Source organism: Kitasatospora sp. NPDC004669 (assembly GCF_040609455.1).
Lineage (GTDB): Bacteria > Actinomycetota > Actinomycetes > Streptomycetales > Streptomycetaceae > Kitasatospora.
On sequence record NZ_JBEXKB010000011.1, the window covers coordinates 93,209 to 113,058 of the forward strand.

Here is a 19,850-nt window from a genome sequence, read left to right on the forward strand (position 1 = left end):
CGCAGCCGCCGTCAGCCACTACCAGCGACCGGCGACCCCCTACCGGCACACCTCCGTCCGCACGAACCGAACCGATCACATCAGCAAGATCCGCCGCTGTAGTACGTGCTGCCGCAGCAGGTGGTCAGAAAACCTTGGCGCCCCCTTGTGGCGCTCCCGACCTGCAGAAATAGTTGGTTCCGGGTCCTGCCGACCTGGCCGGTGCCTCGGGCCTCAAGTCACTCCAAGGGCCCGCGCCAGGTCGAGATCGCCCACGTGCAGGCGCACAGTTTTCGAATCTCCGAGAGTATGTACTGCGACTGCGGCGACGAATCCGGGCGGTACTGGAACTGTTGCCAACTGCCAGAATCCAAGTGAGTCCGGTATCGATGCTGGATCCGTCAAGCTGAAGGCGGTCAACTCGGCGCTAGAGGAACTGGCAGCCAGTCCCGTGCCCTTTACGTACGCCTTCTCGCGAACTAGGCGTGCGGTGAGGTCCAGCGATTCCGCTCCGGTGGAATTATCGGTATGCAAGTCCGCGAGTTCCATGCCCAAGCCGACAGGGTTGGCTGAGACGGCAATGACCGCCAGGCCCTGCCTGTGCGACAATGAGAAATATGGTGCAGGAAACACCGCCCCCCCGGTTTCTGCTACCATGGGGCGACCATGAGGGCCATCGCATTCAATGCACGGCTCACGCTCCAGTACGACGTCGTGAGGGTCGCACCCAAGCCGCTCTGCCAGTACGAGTCTCATTGCAACGTGAGCAACGAGATATTCTCCTCGGCCGATTGGCCGATCAAGTGCTTCCAGTCGCCTCAACTCCTCGCTGTCGAGGAGAAATCGAGCCGCCTCTGCCGCAGCGGCGCCGCCGTGCGTGATCGGCACACGCCAGATCTCCACATCGCTCATTGCGTACACGATAGCGGAAGCGAGCCGTCTGCCTTCCGGTTGGATGGTCGACATCAACATCGAACTCATCGCATCAGAGTCCCCCTGGCCGGTCAGGGGAAGCCGACCGGGCTCCTCCTCCGCAACCGCTCCGTTACTGACTTCGGCTCGTCAGGGTGAGGTTGGGTTGTCGAGGGTCAGGCCGGCGCCGGCTATGAAGCCGTCTAGGATCTCGGGCCGGTATTGCAGGCGCTTGAGCCGGTTGCGGACGAGGGCTTCGAGTCGGTCGAGGGCGACCACGGCGAGGTTGGCGAGGCTGCGCTTGACGTGTGCCCAGACCCATTCGACCGGGTTCAGGTCGGACGAGTAGACGGGCAGTAGGAAGACCGTCAGCCAGGCGCGCTCGGCGACCAACTCGCGCATGGCATGGGAGGCGTGGGTGTTCAGGCGGTCCCAGACCAGCACGATCGGCGCCTTCACGAGGTGATGCACTCCGTCGACCAGGGCGATGAAGTCGCGCTCGCCCATGCTTCGGCACTGGCCCTTACCTGCGGGGTGGGTTCGCAGGCGGTGGCAGAGCCGGGTGCACGAGCCGGGCCGCAGGGAGATCAGTCCCGCCACGGACAGGCGTCCCGAGCGGCGGCCGCTGACGGTCACGACCGGCGTGCGGCCGCGTCGGCCCCAGGTGCAGCCTTTGGGCGGCCGGCGGGTAAAGCCTGCTTCGCCCTCGAAGCAGATGCAGCCCCTGCAGACCGCCCGGACGCTTTTACCTCCGCCCAGGTCGCCTCCTTCCACACGGTGACGGCCTGCTCGTCGCACTCGGCAACCCTGCGCGCGGGCACCTGCGGGCTGAAGCCCAGCCGGTGCATCAGCCTCGTCGCCCCGGACACGCTGAACGAGACGTGGAACTTCCGCCCGATCAGCGTGGCGACCCGCGAGGCGGTCCACACCTGGTCCTCCACCCAGCCGCGCGCGGCTAGGCCCAATGCCACTGACTTAACAGCGATCGCGAGCCGCTGACCTGTGGCGATGCTTCGGGCAGAGGGCCGCGGCAGAACGCAAAGTCACCGGCATTGCGGCTAGGCCCTGGTCCAGATACGCGGCGAGTTTCTCCAGGCAGCGCGGGGGCAGTCGGCGCCGCGACCCGCTCGGGCCGCGTGACGCGAGCGCCTCGACCCCGCCCTCACGCCACAACTGGTACCACTGGTAGGCTGACTTCGGACTCACCTGCAGGCGCCGGGCCACCTCCGTCGGCTTGACCTCCTGCTCGAACAGCTCGGCAGCCTGCATCCGCACCGTCTCCCGGCGCAGCCGTCCCGCGGCGGTCAGCCCGCCCCCATCTGCATATCTCACACACCATCGGATACAGCCACCACAACGCGCCCGTCAGGCGATTCGGGACCATTCACCCCGACGAGCCGAAGTCAGTAGTTACACAGGCGCGCCAGCCGCCGCCGTCTCGTTACCTCGCAGGCCGAACACGTCCTGCGAGGGCCGGAAGTTGGAGTTCTTCGAGTTGCGGTCCAGCCGCCGCTCCAACCCCGCCACCCGCGCGGTCAGCCGCTCGTTCTGCTCTTCGAGCCCCGCACAGCGTTCAGCCAGCACCACGTTCTGCTCGCGCAGCACAGCAATCAGCGCGAGGCGGTCCTCACGCGACGCAGCGAGCTCAGCAACGGCCTCGGCCGCGAAGATCCTCATCCGGATCGACGGCGCCGGGGCCACCCACGACCTCCTCGACCACCTCGAAGCCCTCAACACCAAGCGCTACCTGGTCGGCTGGAAGATGACCGCCGCCGAAGAGCGGGCCATCGCGCTGCTGCCGAAGGACGTCTGGCAGGACACCCTCACGCAGGGCGGCACCACCGTGAGCACGGCACACATCGCCGAACTCACCGGCCTAAACACCCGTCCTGGCTGGCCGGACGGCATGCGGCCGCTCGTGCGCCGCACCCACCCCTCGGCCGGGCCAGAGCCCAGGTCGAGGACCGGGTGCGCTGCAACAAGGACGTCGGCCTGCACAACCTGCCCAGCCAGGACTGGACCGTGAACCGCGCCTGGATGCTCACCTGCAACCTCGCCGCCGACCTGGACGCCTGGTCCCGGCTGCTCGGCCTGCACGATCACGCCGACCTCGCCGACGCGGAGCCGGCCACCATGCGCTACCGGCTCTACCACCTGCCGGCCAAGCTGACCCGCCACGTCCGCCACCGCTGGCTCACCCTCTCCCGCACCTGGCCCTGGCCCTGGCGCGTTCGCCACCTGCTGGAAGCGGCTCAGCCAACTGCCCGCACTGAACTGACCCGCCGCCAACAACCCGACGAGAACAGGAGGAGGAGCCCGCACAACCCCGGTGCCGTGGAACCCGGGCGCAGCCGCAGCGACACGCGAAGGTCCCCACCCAGATCACGAGGGACAAACGGGGCGAATCACCGAGCCCATCAGCGACTTACCGCCCCGACGAATCGAGGCCAGTTGAAGGATCGAGGTCAACCTCGTGAATGCCTACCAAGAGGCTGACGCCTAATCAAAGTTGTTGAATACCCCCGGACTTCGCACGCAACGTCCCACTTGGTTCGTTTCGTACCTTTAGCAATCGAAACCTGCTCCGGATACGGCGCATTCGTTATGCTTGCCCTTCTCGGCGACCCACAGAAGCGACAGGAGAGCCGGTTTTGAGATATGGTCCGCACCGAACGCGTGGACATGTGCATGCCGTAATGGGGGCGGTGTGATCCACGCGCGGGGGGGATCCTTGGTTCGGCACAGCATGGTCAGGGACGGGCGTTCGGATTTCCGCGCGGCGAAGCCCGGCGAATCGGACGCACCGATCGGAGACATCGGCGTCACGCTGTACGCCTACGCGGCGGGGCGGCAGGAGGTGTCCAGAGCCGAACTGCTCATGGTCGCCGCCGAATCCGCGGCGGAGGACGAAGCGCTCGCGGCTGTTCACCAGCTCATGGACCTCGGACTCCTGCGCGAGAACGGTGGCGATCCGGAACGACTCGTCGCCGTTCCGCCTGCCACCGCGAGCGCGGACGTACTGCTGCCGGCGATGCACGCACTCCAGGAACACCAGCGGAAGTTCGACCGCGCCTACGCCGGGCTGGCCGCCTTGACACCGATCTACGAGTCCAGCGCCCTGGGGCACATGGACCGGTACGCGACCCAGGTGATCACGGACCCCGCGGGTGCACGGCGAGCCATCGCCGAACTCGTCGCACGCTGTACCAAGGAAATGCTCGCCTCCCAGCCCGGCGGTGCCCGGCCGAAGGCGGCGTTGCAGGAGACCCGAGAGCACGCCGCGCGCATGCTCGAGCGGGGGGCGGAAGTCCGCGCCCTATACCACCACACCGCCCAATTCAGCCAGCCGACCGTGGAGTTCGTTGGCACGCTCGCCGAACGGGGGGCAGAGGTCCGGACCGTCGGGGACGCCTTCGCCGAGTTGCTGGTCTTCGACCGTGAGGTCGCCGTCATGCCGTTGCGGGACCACCCGGAGGGCGCCGTCGTGGTGCGCGACCCGAACGTGGTGGACTTCGCGGTCGCCTCCTTCGAGCGGTCGTGGTCCCAAGGGACCCCGTTCCCCTGCGCGTACAACCGTGAGCACGTCCTTAGCATCTCGGAGGACCTCAAGCTCGGCGTGATCCGCCTTCTCGTCGAGGGGCACGAGGACAAGATCATCGCCAAACGCCTCGGCATGTCGCTGCGCACGTATCAGCGCCACCTGTCGGGCATCATGCAGCGGATCGACGCCCGCAACCGGCTGCACGCGGGGTATCTGATCCACAAGCTCCACCTGTTGGAACGCGATACCTGAGAGCGGAACGAGGCGTTGCGGCCGGGCGGGGGGCGCCACGGCCGCCGCCGCCGTGGCGCCCCCCGTCAGCTTCCCTGCCCCCCGGCCGGTACGAATTCGACGGGGAGGGTTTCGAGACCGGTGATGAACGTCGACGGGATGCGCGTCGCCTCCCCGGCCCGTCTGATCGCGGAGACCGTCGTGCGCAGTTCCGCCAGCATCGTCCGGATCTCCGCCCGGGCGAGCTGCGCACCGATGCAGAAATGCGGACCGTAGCCGAAGGTCAGATGCCGGTTCGAGGTACGCGCCAGGTCGAAGACCTCCGGCTCGGAGAACACCGCGGGGTCCCGGTTCGCGGCGATGTTCCACAGCACCACCACATCGCCCGCGCGCAGGGTGCGCCCGCCCAAATCGGTGTCCGACAGGACCGTTCGGCCGACATGCCGCGCCGGCGTCGTCCACCGCAGGACCTCTTCGACGGCGCTGTCCACCAGACCCGGGTCGGAGCGCAGCCGCGCCCACTGGGCCGGGTGCTCGACGAGGGCGAGCAGCCCGCCCGCCATGGCGAGGCGCGCCGTCTCGTCACCCCCGATGATCAGGTTGTAGCAGTTGAGGAGCACTTCCTCCTCGGTCAGCTTCCTGCCGTCCACCTCTCCCTGGACGAGCAGGCTGACGATGTCGCTCCCGGGTGCGTCCCGGCGTTCGGCGGCCAGGGAGATGTAGTAGAGAAGGAGCTCGCTCTGCGCGATCCGCGCCTGCGAGCTCACGGCCTCGCCGGGAGGCGCGGCAAGCATGGCGGAATTCGTCAGCTCCAAGATCTCGCCCCGGTCGCGCGCGGGCACGCCCAGCAGCTCGCAGATCGCCTGCAGCGGTACCTGCGCGGCCACCTCGGAGACGAAGTCACCGCCACCACGAGCGACCAGCGCCCTGAGTTGCGTGCGGGTGGCCCGGGCGATCGACTCGGTGATCGGGCCGAGGAACCTCGGCCCGAATCCGCTCATCAGCAACCGGCGCAGCGCCTTGTGGTACGTCCCGTCGCTCACCACGAGCATCTTGCCGGCACCCGGGTCGTGGCCCCGCAGCAGCGTGCCGAGCATGTTGCCGTACAAGGAGGTGTAGCGCTGTTCGTCGCGCACGACCCGCATCACGTCGGCGTGCCGGGTCACGCTCCAAAAGCCCGGCGCACCGTCGTGCCAGTGCACGGGATCGTGCTCCCGCAGCCACCCGAAGACCTCGGCCAGGTCACGGGTGGCGTGCACCTGTGGATCGAGCAGGTCAACATCGAGCAATGTCATCCCTCGGCCCCGATCCGCGTGTCATCCCTCGACATAAGGCTCCACCTCACTCGTGGCCCGCCTCGGAAGTGACCTTCTCCAGGTACCGGACGATCTCCAGCCCGGTGCGGCGCTCGAAGATGGCGCGCACGGGGACGCGAACGCCGAGCCCGCTCTGCAGGCGCATCGCCAGCCTCATCGCCGACGTGCTGCTGCCGCCCGACAGGAAGAAGTCCTCGGCGGGGTCGAACTCCTTTCCCAGGAGGTCCTTCCACACCGCCGCCACCGCCAAGGCCGCCGGCGAGTCCACTGTCAGCGGCACGTCCTCGGAGCCAGAACCAGTGTCGGGCCGCGCCTGCGGATCGACAACGGCGGCATCCGCCGGGGCCACGCATCCGGTCGGCCGGGCAGGGTCCTCGACGATGTCCCGCAGCCCGAGCAGCAGGTCCTCAATCAGGTCCGCCACCACGGTGGGTGCCACCCGGGCCGCGTCGTAGGAGACACGCACCGCCCACCGTCCGTCGGCGGCGGGGTAGACGCAGGCCGTGAGGGCGTAGTGGGTGTGGTCCTGTACGCGGACGGTGACGATGCCCTGGCGGCCGTCGGATGCCGACCGATCCGAGAAGCGGCCCTTCGCGCCGGGGTACGTCTGGAATGCGAGAGCGGTGTCCATCAGCTGCGACACCGGGTGCGTCACCGACGACAACGACGCGATGTCGACGGCGCTGTACTGGGACGCCTCGGCCGTCTTGCGGCGCATGGTTCGCGCCAACTGCGCCCAGTCCTCGGCCGCGCCCGGTTCCACGCCGTACGGCAACGTGTTGAGGAACAGGCCGATCGCCTCCTCATCGACGCCTTCGACAATTCCGCGCAGCGAGGTGACCAGACCGAACGTCACGCCCGATTGCCCCAGCGCCTTCGAGAGTGCCGACGCGTAGGCCGAGGTGACGAGCATGGGCAGTGTGACACCCAGCCGCCGCGCCACGGCCACCAGCGCTTCCCATACGTCCCGGTCGATCTCCTCGACCAGTTCGCGATGGTCGGCCAGCCCGTCGGCCCGCTGCCCGAGCAGCGACGGCGGCATCCGGCGAACCGCTTGGTGCCAGAAGTCGTTCGCGTCGGCGGACCCGGCAGCGGCGAGAAGGCTCCGCTGGGCCGCCGGCATGGCGTCCGACACGGGGGCCGGGGCATCGCCGAGACCCGCGAGATGGCGCATATGAGCGAGGGCTCGGCCGATGACGGTAGCCGCGGACCACCCGTCCAGCAGCGCGTGGTGGTACGCGAAGATCACATACAGGCGGTCCGCCAGATGCACCTCGACCCGGACCTGCCGGTCCCGGCCCGCCGCCTCGGCCGCAGCGTCCCGCGTACGCGCCTCCACGTGCGCGTCGATGTCGTCACCGGGGCAATGGCAGAGGTGGAGCGGTATGCCGGTGGCCTCGTGGGCCGTGGTGATCGCCCAGGATTCCTGGGCATCGAGGGTGAAACCGCTGCGCAGCGCCGAGAACTCCGTTATCACCGTCCGCCATGCTTCAGCGATCACTTCGGCGCCGACCTCCTCGTCCACCCGGAGGAGATTCGCGATCCCGTACACGGCCGACTCGGGATCCTCGTCACCGTGCATCAGCATGGCGAGCTGCTGAGGGGTCACGGGTGTCGGACGGGCAACGTCCGTCTCGGGCGCTACCGCCACATGGCCGGGAATTCGCGTCATGATTCAGCCTTCCGGGGGTTCACTGTGCCGTAACGACGGCGAGAAGGGGGCAGGCATGGGGATCGCCGGGTGAGAGCTCGCCCGGGTTCACGCCGCCGTGCCGGCGGCCGGGTCCGACCGCCGTGCGGTCGGGTGGCAGGCGCACGGGACAGGGTGCCTGATGTCGGAATCCGTGCGAACGGTTGCTCAGATGAGCCCAGTTGGATTATTCGGCAATATTGCTCCGCGATCAACCCTTGATCAGAGTGTTCGCCGGGCCGGAAACGATCACCCGGGACGCCCGCTGACCAGGCACGCCTGCTACAGTGCGCATCCTCCATCACCCCCACAGCCCCTGCCCCAGCCAGTAGTTGACGCCTTCGACGAGGAGCTACGACGTGACCACCGACAACAGCCGAGCGGACGTCCTCACTCAGTGGCTCGCGGCCGCCTCCGCGCCCGACCGGGAACTGTCGCGGGTCGACCGGAGTGTTCCGGTGGAGGCGTCTCCCGCCCAGCTGGGCCTGTGGCTCGCCCAGGAGATCCAGGGCGGCGCCACGGGGTTCGCCACCCAGCACAGCTACCGGATGAGCGGCCCGCTCGATGTCGCGGCGCTGTCCCGGGCGCTCGACCAGCTGGTCGAGCGGCACGAGATACTCCGGACGGGCTTCTACGTCGACGGCCATGTGGTCCGGCAGGACATCCGCCCCGCGTACTCCCTGGAACTGCGGCCCGAGCCCGTACCCGCCACGACGGGTGTGCCGGAGCAGGACCTCCGGTCCGCCCTCGCCGAAACCGCGCGGGACGGGCTGGACCTGACGAGTGGACAGGTCATGCGGGCGCGGTTGTTCCGCGTCGCCGACGACGAGCACGTTCTGGTTCTGATCATTCATCACATAGCCCTGGACGGCTGGTCGGTCTCCGTGCTGCAGCGGGATCTCACGGCGCTCTACGCCGGTGAGGCGATCGAACCCATGCCCCTGCAGTACCTGGACTTCGCGGAATGGCAGCGGCAGGAAGTGGCCGCCGGGCGGTACGCGGACGGTGTCGAGTTCTGGCGCGGCGCGCTCGCCGGTGTGCCGCAGCCGATGCCCCTGCCGACGGACCGGCCGCGTCGGCCGACCCAGTCCTTCCGGGGCGACTGCCTGCACGCCCCGTTGCCGCCCGAGGCCGTGCGACGCGTCGACACCATCGCCGCTGAGGCCGGTGCGACTCCGCACATCGTGACCCTCGCCGTGTTCGTCTCGGTACTGGCCCAGTGGACGGGCTGCGGGGACCTGGTCGTCGGGACGGCCGTCAACCACCGGCCGCTGCCGGAGACCGACGACATGATCGGGCCGTTCGCGAGCATCCTTCCCGTGCGGTACACGGTCCGTGACGGGCTGACCTTCCGCGAGCACCTCGACGAGGTGAAGCGGCAGGTACTGGACGCGCGGGAGCACGAGGACGTCCCCTTCGAGCTCATCCTCGACAGCGCCGGCGTGACGCACAGTCCGGCGTACAACCCGCTGGTGCAGGTCACGATGACCTACAAGTCCGGGGTGATCGAACCGATCGCGATGCGGGGGCTGACCATGGCCGGGATACCGGCGCAGGACATTGACGTCCAGCGCGATCTGGCCCTGGAGATCACCGGTGAACGCGGTGACCAGCTCAGTGTCGCGTACGCCTCGGACCTGTGGGACCGGGAGACCGTCGAAGCACTCGTCGCGGCCTACGCGGCCGCTCTCGACCACGCCATGAGCCACCCGGACGAGCCCCTGGGCTCCGTCGACCTGTCCCTGTCCCTCATGTCCCAGAAGTAGGGCGTCCCGGCGCGGTCGGGCAGTGCGACGCCGCCGGGACGCCCCCCTCTCGCGGCCGTGTGCGCCGCTGGGGCGGGCACCGGCCGCGACGTCACTTCCCGGCCGCACCCGGCTCACCGTGCAGGTGGACCGGGGCGTTGGTGTAACCGAGGACGAAGTTGGAGAAGAGACGCCTCGGCGGCGTGCGCACCTCCACCGTGCTGACCAGGTCGCGGACGGCTTCCAGAGCGGCCGTGAGGTGGGTCCGTCCGAGGAAGGCGCCCAGGCAGAAGTGCGCGCCGAGACCGAACGCGAGGTGCTTGTTGGGCTTGCGGCCCAGGTCGAGCCGCGTCGGATCGGCGAAAACCTCGTCGTCGAAGTTGCCCGAGGTGTTCCAGAGGGTGACGATGTCGTCCTTGGCGATCGCCTGCCCGCCGATCTCGGTGTCGGCGAGGGCCCGGCGCCCCATGTGCATCGCCGGCGTGGTCCAGCGCAGGATCTCCTCCGTGGCCGTGTCCAGGCCGACGTCCCCGTTCTTGAGACGGCGCCACTCGTCCTGGTACTCGGCGAGCGCGAGGACACCTCCGATCGACGACATCCGGCTGGACTGCTCCGCGCCCAGGACGAGGCTGTAGCAGTTGAGGACGACCTCGTCCTCGGTCAGCGGCTCTCCGTCGATGGTCCCGTTGGCGAGGGCGCTGACCACGTCGTCGCCGGGTTCGCGGCGGCGCTGCTCCGCGAGGTCCGCGAAGTACATGAGGATTTCGTTGCGGGCCAGGATCTCGTCCAGGTCGCCGCCGCCCGCACCGTCTCTCGCCAACGACATGGTGTTCCAGTTGACCAGCTGAGGACGGTCGTACTCGGGCACGTCCATGAGGTCGCCGATCGTGTTGATCGGAATCTGGTCGGCTATGTCCGTCGCGAAGTCCACCTCGCCGCAGTCGATGGCCTGGGCGACCAGCCGCCGCGTACGCGCGTGCACCTTGGCCATCACCGGGGCCAGGGCCTTGGGGGTGAACGACTTCAGCAGGAGCGCACGGGTGGCGCGGTGCCGGGGCCCGTCGCTGACGGCCAGCATCTGGCCCGAGGCGGAGTCGTGTCCCTGCAACAAGGTGGAGAGGACGTTGCCCCGCGTGGACGTGAAATGTTCCTCCGGGTCCCGGTAGACACTCACGATGTCGTTGTACCGCATGACGGCCCAGAACCCGGGGGCCGACTCCGACGGGGGATTCCAGTACACGGGGGAGTCCGTGCGCAGGGAACGCCACAGTTCGTGCAGGTCATGATTGAGGAATGTGTGCGGGTCCGCGAGGTCCACGCTGGTGAGGTGGGACGACGGCATGCGGGAAGTCCTTCCGTACGCGGGCAGTGTTCACTGCGTCCTGATTTCGTCCGGCGACCCGGAGGCCCGGGTGCCTGACCATGTGTTGAGTTCTACGGGCGCGGGACCTGGGCGCCCAGCCGTTCCGCCTCGCCCGCGAGGGCGCGCACGGTCGGGCGGGTCATCAGATGCCGTACCGACAGCTTGGTTCCCAGCGCCTCCGACAGTCGGGGCATGAGCTTCGCCGCGACGAGCGAGTGGCCGCCCAGGTCGAAGAAGTTGCCGGACGCGTCCGGCACGGGGCAGTCCAGCGCCTCCGCCCACAGACCAGCGATCACGGCCTCCAGGGGCGTCATCGACGTCGGTTGCCGGGGTGCCTCGGCCGACGCGAAGTCCTGTGCCAGCCGTTCCTGGTCCAGCTTGCCGACCCGGGTGAGCGGCAGTGCCTCGACCACGACGATCCGGGTGGGGACCATGAACGACGGCAGCTCGCGCTCCAGCACGTCCTGCACCCCGCGCACGAGAGCGCTTGCCGTTTCCGTCCCGGCCTCGGCGGCCACCAGGGCGAGCCCCAGCGTCCCCACATGGCCGCCCTCCAGAACGACCGCGGCGCAGTCGGCCACCCCGGGTACCTCAACCGCGCGGCGCTCGATCTCACCCGGCTCGACCCGGAAGCCGCGGATCTTCACCTGCTGGTCCAGTCGCCCCACGAACTGCATTGTTCCGTCAGGCCGTTGGCTTACCAGATCGCCGGTGCGATAGAGGCGGCCGCCGTCCTTCGCGAAGGGGTCGGCGACGAACCGACGGGCGGTCAGCCCGGGACTGTTGCGGTAGCCGCGGGTGACCCCGGCACCACCGACGAGCAGCTCCCCGGTGACACCCGGCGGTACGGCCCGCAGGTAGCGGTCGACCACGTGGACCCGGTAGTTGCCGATGGGCCGGCCGATGGTGCTGACGTCGTCCCCGGCCAGGGAGTCGGCCCAGGTGGCGCAGATCGTGATCTCCGACGGGCCGTAGGCGTTGACGAAGCGCCGGCCGGGGGCCCAGCGCCTGATCAGGGCGGGCGGGCACGGCTCACCCGCGACGACGAGTGTGTCCAGGGTGTCCGGCAGCCGCTCCGAGACGCCGAGCAGGGACGGGGTCACGGTGACCGCGCCCGCCCCGGTCCGGGTGAGCAGCTCATCCAGGCTCTCCTCGCCCACCGGGTCGGCCATGACCACACCCTTGCCGTGGGCCAGGGGCAGCACCATGGACCAGATCCAGCCGTCGAAGGAGGGCGCCAGGACGTTGGCGGCCGTCTCCGCGCGGAAGTCGGCCAGCGAGCCGACCGCCCACGCGAGGTTGGTGAGATTGGCGTAGGAGACTCCGACGCCCTTGGGCTTCCCGGTCGTCCCCGACGTGTAGATGAGATAGGCGAGGGAAGCGGGGTGCGGCACCGGCAGGGCGGGCCGCTCGGTCCCCTCGCCGGCGCCGACGGCCACGGTCTCGCCGTGCCACCAGCTGGGAGCGGCCCCGTCGGCGTTGACGACGACCTTGAGGTCCGCGTCGGCCGCGATCCCCGAGAGCCGCTCGTCGGGGTGGTTCGGATCGAGCGGTACGAACACGGCCCCCGCCCGCCAGGTCGCCAGTACAGCCACCGCGAGCGCACAGGAGCGCGGCAGATGGACACCCACCGTCCGCTCGGGCCCGGCCCCGGACCGCAGCAGGACCCCGGCGAGGGCGTCGGCGCGCCGGTCCAGCTCGGCGAAGGTCAGCTCGCCGTCGTCGGCGAGCACGGCCCGCCGCCCGGGGTGGGCCGCGGCACCGGCGCGCACCCGCAGGCCGACGTCATGGCTCTCCACCACCGCGGCCGGTGCGACCGGCCCCGTCAGCCCCCACGTGCCGGCGGAGTCCCCGGTCGCCTCCAGGGCGCACAACGGCGCCTTCGGTTCGCTCGTGCACGCCTCGATCAGGGAGAGGTAGCGGCGGCCGAAACCCTCGACCGTCTCCCTGTCGAAGAGATCCGCCGAGTAGAACAGCCGGGCGCGCATCCCCTCGCCGCCGGACGGGCCCTCCCCGCCGGGCGCCAGCGCGACCACCAGGTCGTACTCGCTGGCTCCGTCGCCGGCGCCGATCGGCTCGGCCCGGAGCCCGGCGAGGCGCAGCGTCGACGCCGACCCGCTCTGCAGCGTCAGCATGGACTGGACCACCGGGTTCGCCCCGGGGATGCGCGCCGGGTTCAGCCGCTCCACCAACAGCTCGTACGGGGTGTGGGAGTGCTCCATCAGCTCCAGCACCCGGCTCTTCACCCGGTGCAGCAGCTGCTCGAAACTCCCGGCACGGTCGACGTCCGCACGCAGGATGAGCGTGTTGACGAAGAAGCCCAGCAGCGGTTCCAGAGCCGGCACGGTACGCGTGGTCACCGGGGTGCCGACCACGATGTCCTCGCTGCCGGACAGCTCGGCCAGCAGCAGGCAGTACACGGCCAGGTACACCATGAACGGCGTCGCGGCCTCCCCTTCGGCCAGCCGCTCGACCGCGCCGGCGAGCCGCGGGGCGACGGCGATGTCGACGGTCTCGGTGTGCACGGTGCCGGACTGCTGCCGGGGCCGTGCGGCGGGGAGTTCCAAGACGGGCGGAGCGTCCGTCATGGACTCGGCCCATTCCTCCACCCAGGCGCGCGGGCCCTCCTGTTCGTAGAGACCGCGCTGCCAGGCCGCGTAGTCGGGGTACTGGACCGGCAGAGCGGGCAGGACGGCCTCCTCGCCCTTGACCAGAGCTTCGTAGCCCGCCGCCATCTCGGTGAAGAGCAGCCCGACCGACCAGTCGTCGAACGCGATGTGCGGGACGGCGAGGGCCAGCAGGTGCCGTTCCGGCGCCACCCGCCAGAGCCCCATCCGCAGCAGCAAGCCGGAGTCCAGCGGCAGCGGCGGCCGCATGGCCTCCGCGATCAGCCGCCGGGCCTCCCCTTCCCGCTCCTGAACCGTGTCCCCCGCGACCTCCACCACGTCCACCGGCAGATCGACGGGGTCCGCGACGGTCTGGTACGGCTCGCCGTCCCGGGCCTCGATACGCAGCCTCAGCACCTCGTGCCGGCCGACCACCAGCCCGACCGCGCGGAACAGGGCCGCCGGGTCCAGCTGCCCGTCGAGTGCCCACGCGAAGACCAGGTTGCGGCTGCCGGCCACCGGGTCGAGCTCCCGCTGGAACCACAGGCGGCGCTGCCCGAACGAGGTGGGGATCGGAGCCGTGCGGTCAGCCCGTTCGATCCCGCCACGCTCCGCGAGGCCCCGCCTCCGGGCGAGGAACGCGCGCAGCTGGGCCTCCTTCCGGTCCTCCCGGCCGGGGCTGTCGACCGACGTCGTACTCATGCCTCCACCTCCACGAGGTGCGCGAGCACCGACTCCTCAAGCCGTGCGGCGAGGTCGCGCAGCACCGGGTACTCGAACACCATGGTCATCCTGATCTTCATGTCGAGAGCCGCCTCCAGCCGGGACACCACCCTCACGATGAGCAGCGAGTGACCGCCGAGGTGGAAGAAGTCGTCCATGGCGGACACCCGGTCCGCCCCCAGGACCTCCTGCCAAACCTCGGCCACCAACTCCTGGAGCGCCCCCTCGGGAGAGATGTACTCACCGGCGGGACCGCCGTCCTTCGGCACCTCCAGCACCGCCAGCGCCTTGCGGTCGACCTTGCCGTTCTTGTTGAGCGGGAAGTGCTCCATGCCGATCCAGGCCGACGGCACCATGTGCGCGGGAAGATGCTCGGCGGCGTGCCGGTGTGCCTTCTCGACCCACCCGCGATCCGCCGCGTCGCCCGGCGCCACCCGGCAGTGGGCGACGAGCCCCGGACCGGTCGGCAGGTCCTCACGCAGCAGGACGACGGTCTCCCGTACGCCCGGTGCGGAGGCGATCGCCCGCTCGATCTCCTCCAGCTCCACGCGGAAGCCGCGTACCTTGACCTGGCGGTCCATCCGGCCAAGGAAGTCCAGCGCCCCGTCCTCGGTCCAGCGGGCCTGGTCCCCGGTCCGGTACATCCGCCCGCCGTCGCCGGCGATCACGTCCGGCAGGAAGGTTCGCGCGGTCAGCCCGGGACGGCCGCTGTAACCGCGGGCGAGCTGCGGTCCGGACAGATACAGCTCACCGGCGACACCCGGCGGCACCGGGCGGAGCCACTGGTCCAGTACGTAGGTGCGCGTGTTGGCGAGCGCGGTGCCGACGTGCGACGGAGCCCCGGGGACGAGGCGTCCGGCCGTGGCGGCGATGGTCGCCTCCGTCGGCCCGTAGAGGTTGCTGAGCGGACACGGCAGCCCCTCGGGCACGGACGGAAGCCGCTCCCCGCCGACTCCCAGCCGGGTGAGGGTGGGGTGGGTGGCGGGCGCGCCCGTCACGCTCGCGGTGAGCGTGGGCGTAACCATGAACGAGGTGGTCACGCCGGTCCGCGCGAAGTAGTCCCAGAGCTGGTCGAAGGCGAGGTGCGTGCCCTCCGGGACGACGACCAGCCGGCTGCCGGCCAGCAGCGCGGGAAGCATGTCCAGCAGGCTGGCGTCACAGCTGGGCGTGGCCAGCTGGGAGACCCGGTCGTCCGGGCCGAGCCGGAACTCGTCCACGTACCAGGCGATGAAGTTGTCGATGCCCCGATGGGTGACTTGCACGGCCTTGGGGCGGCCGGTGGAGCCCGAGGTGTAGATCACGTAGACGAGGTTGTCCGGGTGGACCAGGGGCCAGAACGTCTCCGCGGGTTGCTCGGTGTCCGCTTCCGTGAGCGACGCCACATCCAGCACCGGGCGCTCCGCCGGCCAGTCGAGGGCCGTCCCTCCGGCGTCCGTGAGCACCACGCAGGCGGCGCTGTCGTCCACCATGTAGCACAACCGGTCCATGGGGTGGCCCTGGTCCAGGGGCAGGTAGACGCCGCCTGCCTTGATGACGGCGGTCAGCGCCACCACCAGCTCGGCGCCGCGCGGCAGGCAGACGCCGACGACCTTGTCCGGACCCACGCCGTGCTCCAGGAGGCGCCGGGCGATGAGGTCGGAGCGCCGGTGCAGTTCACGGTGGGTCAGCGAGGTCACGCCGTCGTCCACCGCGATCTCGTCCTGCCGCCCCCGGGCCGGTTCGCCCGTACGCAGCACGTCGACGAGGCGGTTGTTCACGGGCAGCCGGGGGCCGGAGGCGAAGGTACTCACCCGCGACCGCTCGGCCTCGGTGGTGACGGGCAGGGTCGCGAGCGTCGCGCCGGGGTGTCCGACCACGAACCGCAGCACCTCGGTGAAGCGTTCCAGTAGCCGCTGGATCGTCTCGCCGTCGAAGAGGTCCGAGGAGTACGCGGTCCACAGTGCCAGGCCCTCGCCCTCGGACCCCTGGGTCTCGGCGACGAAGGTGAGATCGAGGTTGTTCTCCACCCCGTAGTCGACGTCGGAGAGCATACCGAGGGCGTTCGGGCCACCGTCGTGCGGCTCGGCCAGGGAGAAGAGCACCTGGAAGACCGGTGCGTGCGTGAGGCTGCGCTCCGGAGCGATCGCCTCGACCAACTGGTCGAAGGAGAGGGCCTGGTGGTCGTGGGCGTCCAGAGCGACGGTCCGCGTCCTCCTCAGCGCCTGGGCGAAGGTGAGGCTTTCGTCCGTGCGCAGTCGCAGCGGCAGGAGGTTGACGAAGAAGCCGATCAGCCGCTGGGTGTCGGGCATCGCGCGATTGGCGACCGGCGTGCCGATCACCAGGTCGTGCTGGCCGGTCCACCGCGACATGGTGATCTGGAGCGCGGTCAGCAGCAGCATGTAGAGGCTGACCCGCTGCTCCTTCGCGACCTGGCGCGCCTGCGCGGCGAGTTCGTCCGGCAACGCGAAGGTCAGGCTTCCAGTCCGGAACGACTGCGCGGGGGGACGGGACCGGTCGGCCGGCAGGTCCAGGACCCGGGGCGCTTCCTCCAAGTGGGCGAGCCAGTAGGCCAGATCGTCAGCGAAGGCGGGAGAATCGATGCGCTCGTGCTGGCGCACCGAGTAGTCGGCGTACTGGATCGGGAGGTCCGGCAGCAGCGGCGCGCGGCCTTCAGCCTTCGCCGCGTACGCGTCGGACAGTTCGCGCAGCAGCACATCCATGGACCACCCGTCGGTGGCGACATGGTGGACCACCAGCTGCAACTCGTACTCGTCGGGCGAGAGTCGGAAGAGTCGGGCCCGGAACACGGGGTCCGCGCCCAGGTCGAAGGGCTTCTCGAACTCCGCCCGCATCAGCTCCAGCAGCGCTTCCTCACGCTCCTGCGGCGACCGACCGGGAATGTCCACCAGGGGCAGCGGGACCGGCGTTCCCGGCGCGTCCATCAGCTGGTGGAGCTGACCGTCGGCCAGCTCCAGGCGGGTGCGCAGGACCTCGTGCCGGGTCCGCACCAGGGCGAGCGAGTCCGCGAGCCGGTCCCGGTCGACCGCCTCGCGCATCCGCACCGACATGACCGAGTGGTAGGCGGCGGGACGCCCCTCCCTGCGGTGCACCACGTCCTCGAACCACAGCCTGCGCTGGGCGGGGGAGGCCGGCGCGCGGCGGGCCACCCTCGTCAGCGCCTGTCCGGCGACCGAGGCGATGGCGTCGGCGAGGAGCACGGGATGCTCCGTCAGCGGATCGCCTTCGGCCGGAAGACCGCGGACGTGCACCTGACCACTGGTCACCGCCGACCACGCCTCCGCGTCGAGGGCCTGGCCGGCGTCGGTCCCATGGAGCAGGAACACCGGCACCCGGAGCGCGGGCCCGTCGAAAGCCCACCCGTCGGTCATGGTCAGGTCGGCCCGCAGCAGCGGTTCGAAGAACTCGTAGACCTGGTCGTCGTCCAGCAGCGCGGCCGGGGTGAGCCGGTAGTCCCGCAGCCAGACCCGCAACTGCTCGGCGTCCATCGACGCAGGCCGGGCCCCGCCCGGGGGAGCGATGTGGCCAGGGACCGGCTGACGGACGGCCAGCAGGCCCAGCACCGCCACGTCCGAGGGCAGCAGGCCGATCGCCGCGAGTCCGACCATGGCCCCGAAACAGGATCCGACCACCAGGACCGGCTTGCCGTGCTCACGAGCGTCGGCGGCGATGACCCGGGCGACCTCCTCGGCGGCCTCCGGCACGGTCGCGTGCGTCGACTCGGCGATGCGGCTCTCCCGGCCGGGCAGCCTGACCGACCTCAGCTCCACCGACTCGGGCAGGGCGTCGGCGACTGGATTCCACGGCGCCGCCCCCGCGCCAGCGTGGGCGATGCCGTAGACGACGACCGCGGCGTCCGGACGTGCCCCGTGGCACCGCAGTGCCCGGGGTGCCACGGCGGGGCTATTGGGTTCCATGCTCTCTCGTCCTGTCGTTCCGGAGGTGTCGTGTTGGCGTGGCCGCGTCGTTCCTGGACTAGTCGACGTGGATCGCGGCGGACTCGTCCGCGTCCAGCAGCGCGGCCAGCGCCGGCGGCATGGCGTTGCGGCTGACTGTGAAGTAGTCGTGGCAGTCCGGGAAGGAGCGGGCCGAGAAGTCGGCCGCCGCGTACTGCCGCCAGCCCTCGTTGTGTTCGGTGCGCACGAGAAGGTCGTCGGCTCCGTGCCACGCCTCGACCGGGCAGCTCAGCGGCTCGTGGGTCCAGCGGTATCCGGCGATCATCCGCACCGTGCCGCGGAAGCTCACCAGCATGCGTTCGACCAGCCAGCTGTCCAGCTCGGCAGCCACTTCCAGGCCCGGCAGGCAGGAGCAGCCGGACGCCACGATCTCGTCGTCAGTCTGGTTCAGGATGCCGGTAGCTTGGTCGATGGTCTCGTCGCCGGGAGACCCCACGAAGTGCGGCGGCCGGGCGGTGGCCACCACCAGTCTCCGCACCGCCCTGCCCCTGTCCCGCAGCAGCGCGGCGGCCTCCAGCGCCGGTGCGGCGCCCGAGCCGACCCCGACGAGCGTGAGGGCCAGGCCCCGCGCCGGCGCCAGCCCGTCAAGCGCCTCGACGGCAGCCTCCGCGACCTCCTCGACCGTGCGGGGCGGCTCCTCCTCAATCCGCTCCTCCCGCGCGGGCAGCTGGACCCCCGCGACCAGGGCCCGGGAACCCAGGTACTCCTGCCAGGGGCGGAAGGTGGACGCGCCGAGCCCGGTGGGCGGGAAGCAGAGCAGGACCGCCCGCCGCTCCTCCTCTCCCGTGCCCGCGACGGACCAGGTTCGCAGCCAGTTCTGAATGTCGGTCATTTTTCGTCTCCGGTCGTCGGGACTTCGGTCAGCCAGTGCCGGTAGTGAGCGGTCTCGCCGCGTACCACCTGGCTGTAGATCTCACGCAACCGCTGGGCGACCGGTCCGGGACTCCCCGACCCGACCCGGAGCCCGTCGATCCAGGTGATGGGCAGGATTTCCCAGGCCGTGCCCATGAAGAAGATCTCGTCGGCCAGATAGAGCTCGGTGCGGTCCACCTCGCGCTCCTCGACCGGCATGTCCATCACCTCGCTCAGCAGGTGCAGCACGGTGTCCCTCGTGACGCTCTCCAGCACCCCGCTGCTCAGCGAAGGCGTGATCACCCTCCCCGCCCGTACCAGCGCGACGCAGGCGCCGGGCCCCTCGCTCACCTTGTGCCGTTCGTTGAGCAGAATCGGGTGGTCGTGCCCGTTGAGCCGGGCCTCCATGGCGGCAAGGCGGCCGTTGTGGTAGTTGGAGAACGCCTTCACCCGGGGCGGCATCGACGCCTCGCTGATCCTGGTCCAGGAGCTCACCGCCGCCCGGCAGCCGTCCGGCGCGGCCAGCTCGCTGGAGAACGGCCAGCTGTCCACGACCACCTCGCAGAGGCTGTCCGCCGGCACCATCTGCTCCTTGACGAAGCCCTTGGCGAACGCCCACGGGCGGACGTAAGCGTCGTCCCGGTATCCGTTGGCCCGCAGCACCGAGATGACGGCCGCGGCCAGCTCGTCCCGGTCGTGCCCCAGATCCAGCCGACAGATGCGGGCCGAGTCCAGCAGTCGCCGCAGATGGTCCTCCAGGCGGAACAGCAGCAGTGAGCGGCCGTCGGCGGAGCGGTAGGCACGGATGCCCTCGAAGATCGCGGCGGCCGAGGCATGGCCGACGGCGTTGACATGGATCAGCGCCTCGTTCCAGGGAACCATCTCGCCCGAGCGCCACAGCCACGCAGGCGTCTCCGCGTCCACATGCCGATCCGTCAT

13 protein-coding genes and 1 pseudogene are annotated in these 19,850 nt (G+C 70.1%); 3 read left to right on the forward strand and 11 right to left on the reverse strand.

Annotation, left to right across the window (positions count from 1 at the left end; all coding sequences use genetic code 11):
• Positions 1-213 precede the first annotated feature (213 nt).
• From ABZW30_RS12035 to ABZW30_RS12050, 4 genes and pseudogenes are all read right to left on the reverse strand, one after another.
• Entirely contained in the window at positions 214-960 is a 747-nt protein-coding gene (locus tag ABZW30_RS12035; protein WP_355670951.1) for a hypothetical protein, read from the reverse strand.
• A gap of 81 nt (positions 961-1,041) precedes the next feature.
• Complete coding sequence (locus ABZW30_RS12040) at positions 1,042-1,608, reverse strand: transposase (RefSeq protein WP_355671073.1); 567 nt, start codon at positions 1,606-1,608, stop codon at positions 1,042-1,044.
• Positions 1,524-2,160, reverse strand: a pseudogene (locus ABZW30_RS12045) (winged helix-turn-helix domain-containing protein). Before ABZW30_RS12045 ends, ABZW30_RS12040 begins: the two are co-directional and overlap by 85 nt.
• A 141-nt stretch (positions 2,161-2,301) precedes the next feature.
• A complete protein-coding gene (locus tag ABZW30_RS12050) occupies positions 2,302-2,592 on the reverse strand; it encodes a DUF6444 domain-containing protein (protein ID WP_355670952.1) in 291 nt (96 codons plus the stop codon).
• 267 nt (positions 2,593-2,859) lie between these two features.
• On the opposite strand from ABZW30_RS12050, the gene ABZW30_RS12055 reads away from it, so the two are divergent.
• Positions 2,860-3,387 (forward strand): transposase, encoded by a 528-nt coding sequence (locus ABZW30_RS12055; protein ID WP_355670953.1) that lies wholly within the window; start codon positions 2,860-2,862, stop codon positions 3,385-3,387.
• 361 nt (positions 3,388-3,748) lie between these two features.
• Positions 3,749-4,684, forward strand: a complete 936-nt coding sequence (locus tag ABZW30_RS12060; protein WP_355670954.1) for a helix-turn-helix transcriptional regulator — start codon at positions 3,749-3,751, stop codon at positions 4,682-4,684.
• Between the two features lie 65 nt (positions 4,685-4,749).
• On the opposite strand, the gene ABZW30_RS12065 is transcribed toward ABZW30_RS12060, so the two are convergent.
• Entirely contained in the window at positions 4,750-5,865 is a 1,116-nt protein-coding gene (locus ABZW30_RS12065; RefSeq protein ID WP_355670955.1) for a cytochrome P450, read from the reverse strand.
• Between the two features lie 139 nt (positions 5,866-6,004).
• On the reverse strand, positions 6,005-7,651 hold the full coding sequence (locus tag ABZW30_RS12070; RefSeq protein ID WP_355670956.1) for a condensation domain-containing protein: 1,647 nt from the start codon (positions 7,649-7,651) through the stop codon (positions 6,005-6,007).
• A 377-nt stretch (positions 7,652-8,028) separates the two neighbouring features.
• Here ABZW30_RS12070 and ABZW30_RS12075 point away from each other — a divergent pair, with 377 nt between their 5' ends.
• The gene (locus tag ABZW30_RS12075; protein ID WP_355670957.1) at positions 8,029-9,435 is read left to right on the forward strand and encodes a condensation domain-containing protein; all 1,407 of its coding nucleotides are present in this window, start codon (positions 8,029-8,031) and stop codon (positions 9,433-9,435) included.
• Between the two features lie 91 nt (positions 9,436-9,526).
• Here ABZW30_RS12075 and ABZW30_RS12080 read toward each other — a convergent pair whose 3' ends face one another.
• From ABZW30_RS12080 to ABZW30_RS12100, 5 genes are all read right to left on the reverse strand, one after another.
• Positions 9,527-10,756: a cytochrome P450 gene (locus ABZW30_RS12080; protein ID WP_355670958.1), complete on the reverse strand. Its 1,230-nt coding sequence runs from the start codon at positions 10,754-10,756 to the stop codon at positions 9,527-9,529.
• Between the two features lie 92 nt (positions 10,757-10,848).
• On the reverse strand, positions 10,849-14,085 hold the full coding sequence (locus ABZW30_RS12085; protein ID WP_355670959.1) for an amino acid adenylation domain-containing protein: 3,237 nt from the start codon (positions 14,083-14,085) through the stop codon (positions 10,849-10,851).
• Positions 14,082-18,020 carry an amino acid adenylation domain-containing protein gene (locus ABZW30_RS12090; RefSeq protein WP_355670960.1) on the reverse strand — a complete coding sequence of 1,313 codons (3,939 nt, stop codon included), beginning with the start codon at positions 18,018-18,020 and terminating at the stop codon, positions 14,082-14,084. Before ABZW30_RS12090 ends, ABZW30_RS12085 begins: the two co-directional genes overlap by 4 nt.
• A 58-nt stretch (positions 18,021-18,078) precedes the next feature.
• The gene (locus ABZW30_RS12095; protein ID WP_355670961.1) at positions 18,079-18,891 is read right to left on the reverse strand and encodes a thioesterase domain-containing protein; all 813 of its coding nucleotides are present in this window, start codon (positions 18,889-18,891) and stop codon (positions 18,079-18,081) included.
• Positions 18,888-19,850: a branched-chain amino acid transaminase gene (locus ABZW30_RS12100; protein WP_355670962.1), complete on the reverse strand. Its 963-nt coding sequence runs from the start codon at positions 19,848-19,850 to the stop codon at positions 18,888-18,890. The genes ABZW30_RS12095 and ABZW30_RS12100 overlap by 4 nt, the downstream gene beginning before the upstream one ends.

What these genes read in the sequence shown, in the direction of transcription:
- ABZW30_RS12035 (WP_355670951.1), bottom strand. Translation starts at nt 960, where the DNA reads ATGAGTTCGATGTTGATGTCGACCATCCAACCGGAAGGCAGACGGCTC.
- ABZW30_RS12070 (WP_355670956.1), bottom strand. Translation starts at nt 7,651, where the DNA reads ATGACGCGAATTCCCGGCCATGTGGCGGTAGCGCCCGAGACGGACGTT.
- ABZW30_RS12080 (WP_355670958.1), bottom strand. Translation starts at nt 10,756, where the DNA reads ATGCCGTCGTCCCACCTCACCAGCGTGGACCTCGCGGACCCGCACACA.
- ABZW30_RS12085 (WP_355670959.1), bottom strand. Translation starts at nt 14,085, where the DNA reads ATGAGTACGACGTCGGTCGACAGCCCCGGCCGGGAGGACCGGAAGGAG.
- ABZW30_RS12090 (WP_355670960.1), bottom strand. Translation starts at nt 18,020, where the DNA reads ATGGAACCCAATAGCCCCGCCGTGGCACCCCGGGCACTGCGGTGCCAC.
- ABZW30_RS12095 (WP_355670961.1), bottom strand. Translation starts at nt 18,891, where the DNA reads ATGACCGACATTCAGAACTGGCTGCGAACCTGGTCCGTCGCGGGCACG.
- ABZW30_RS12100 (WP_355670962.1), bottom strand. Translation starts at nt 19,850, where the DNA reads ATGACGGATCGGCATGTGGACGCGGAGACGCCTGCGTGGCTGTGGCGC.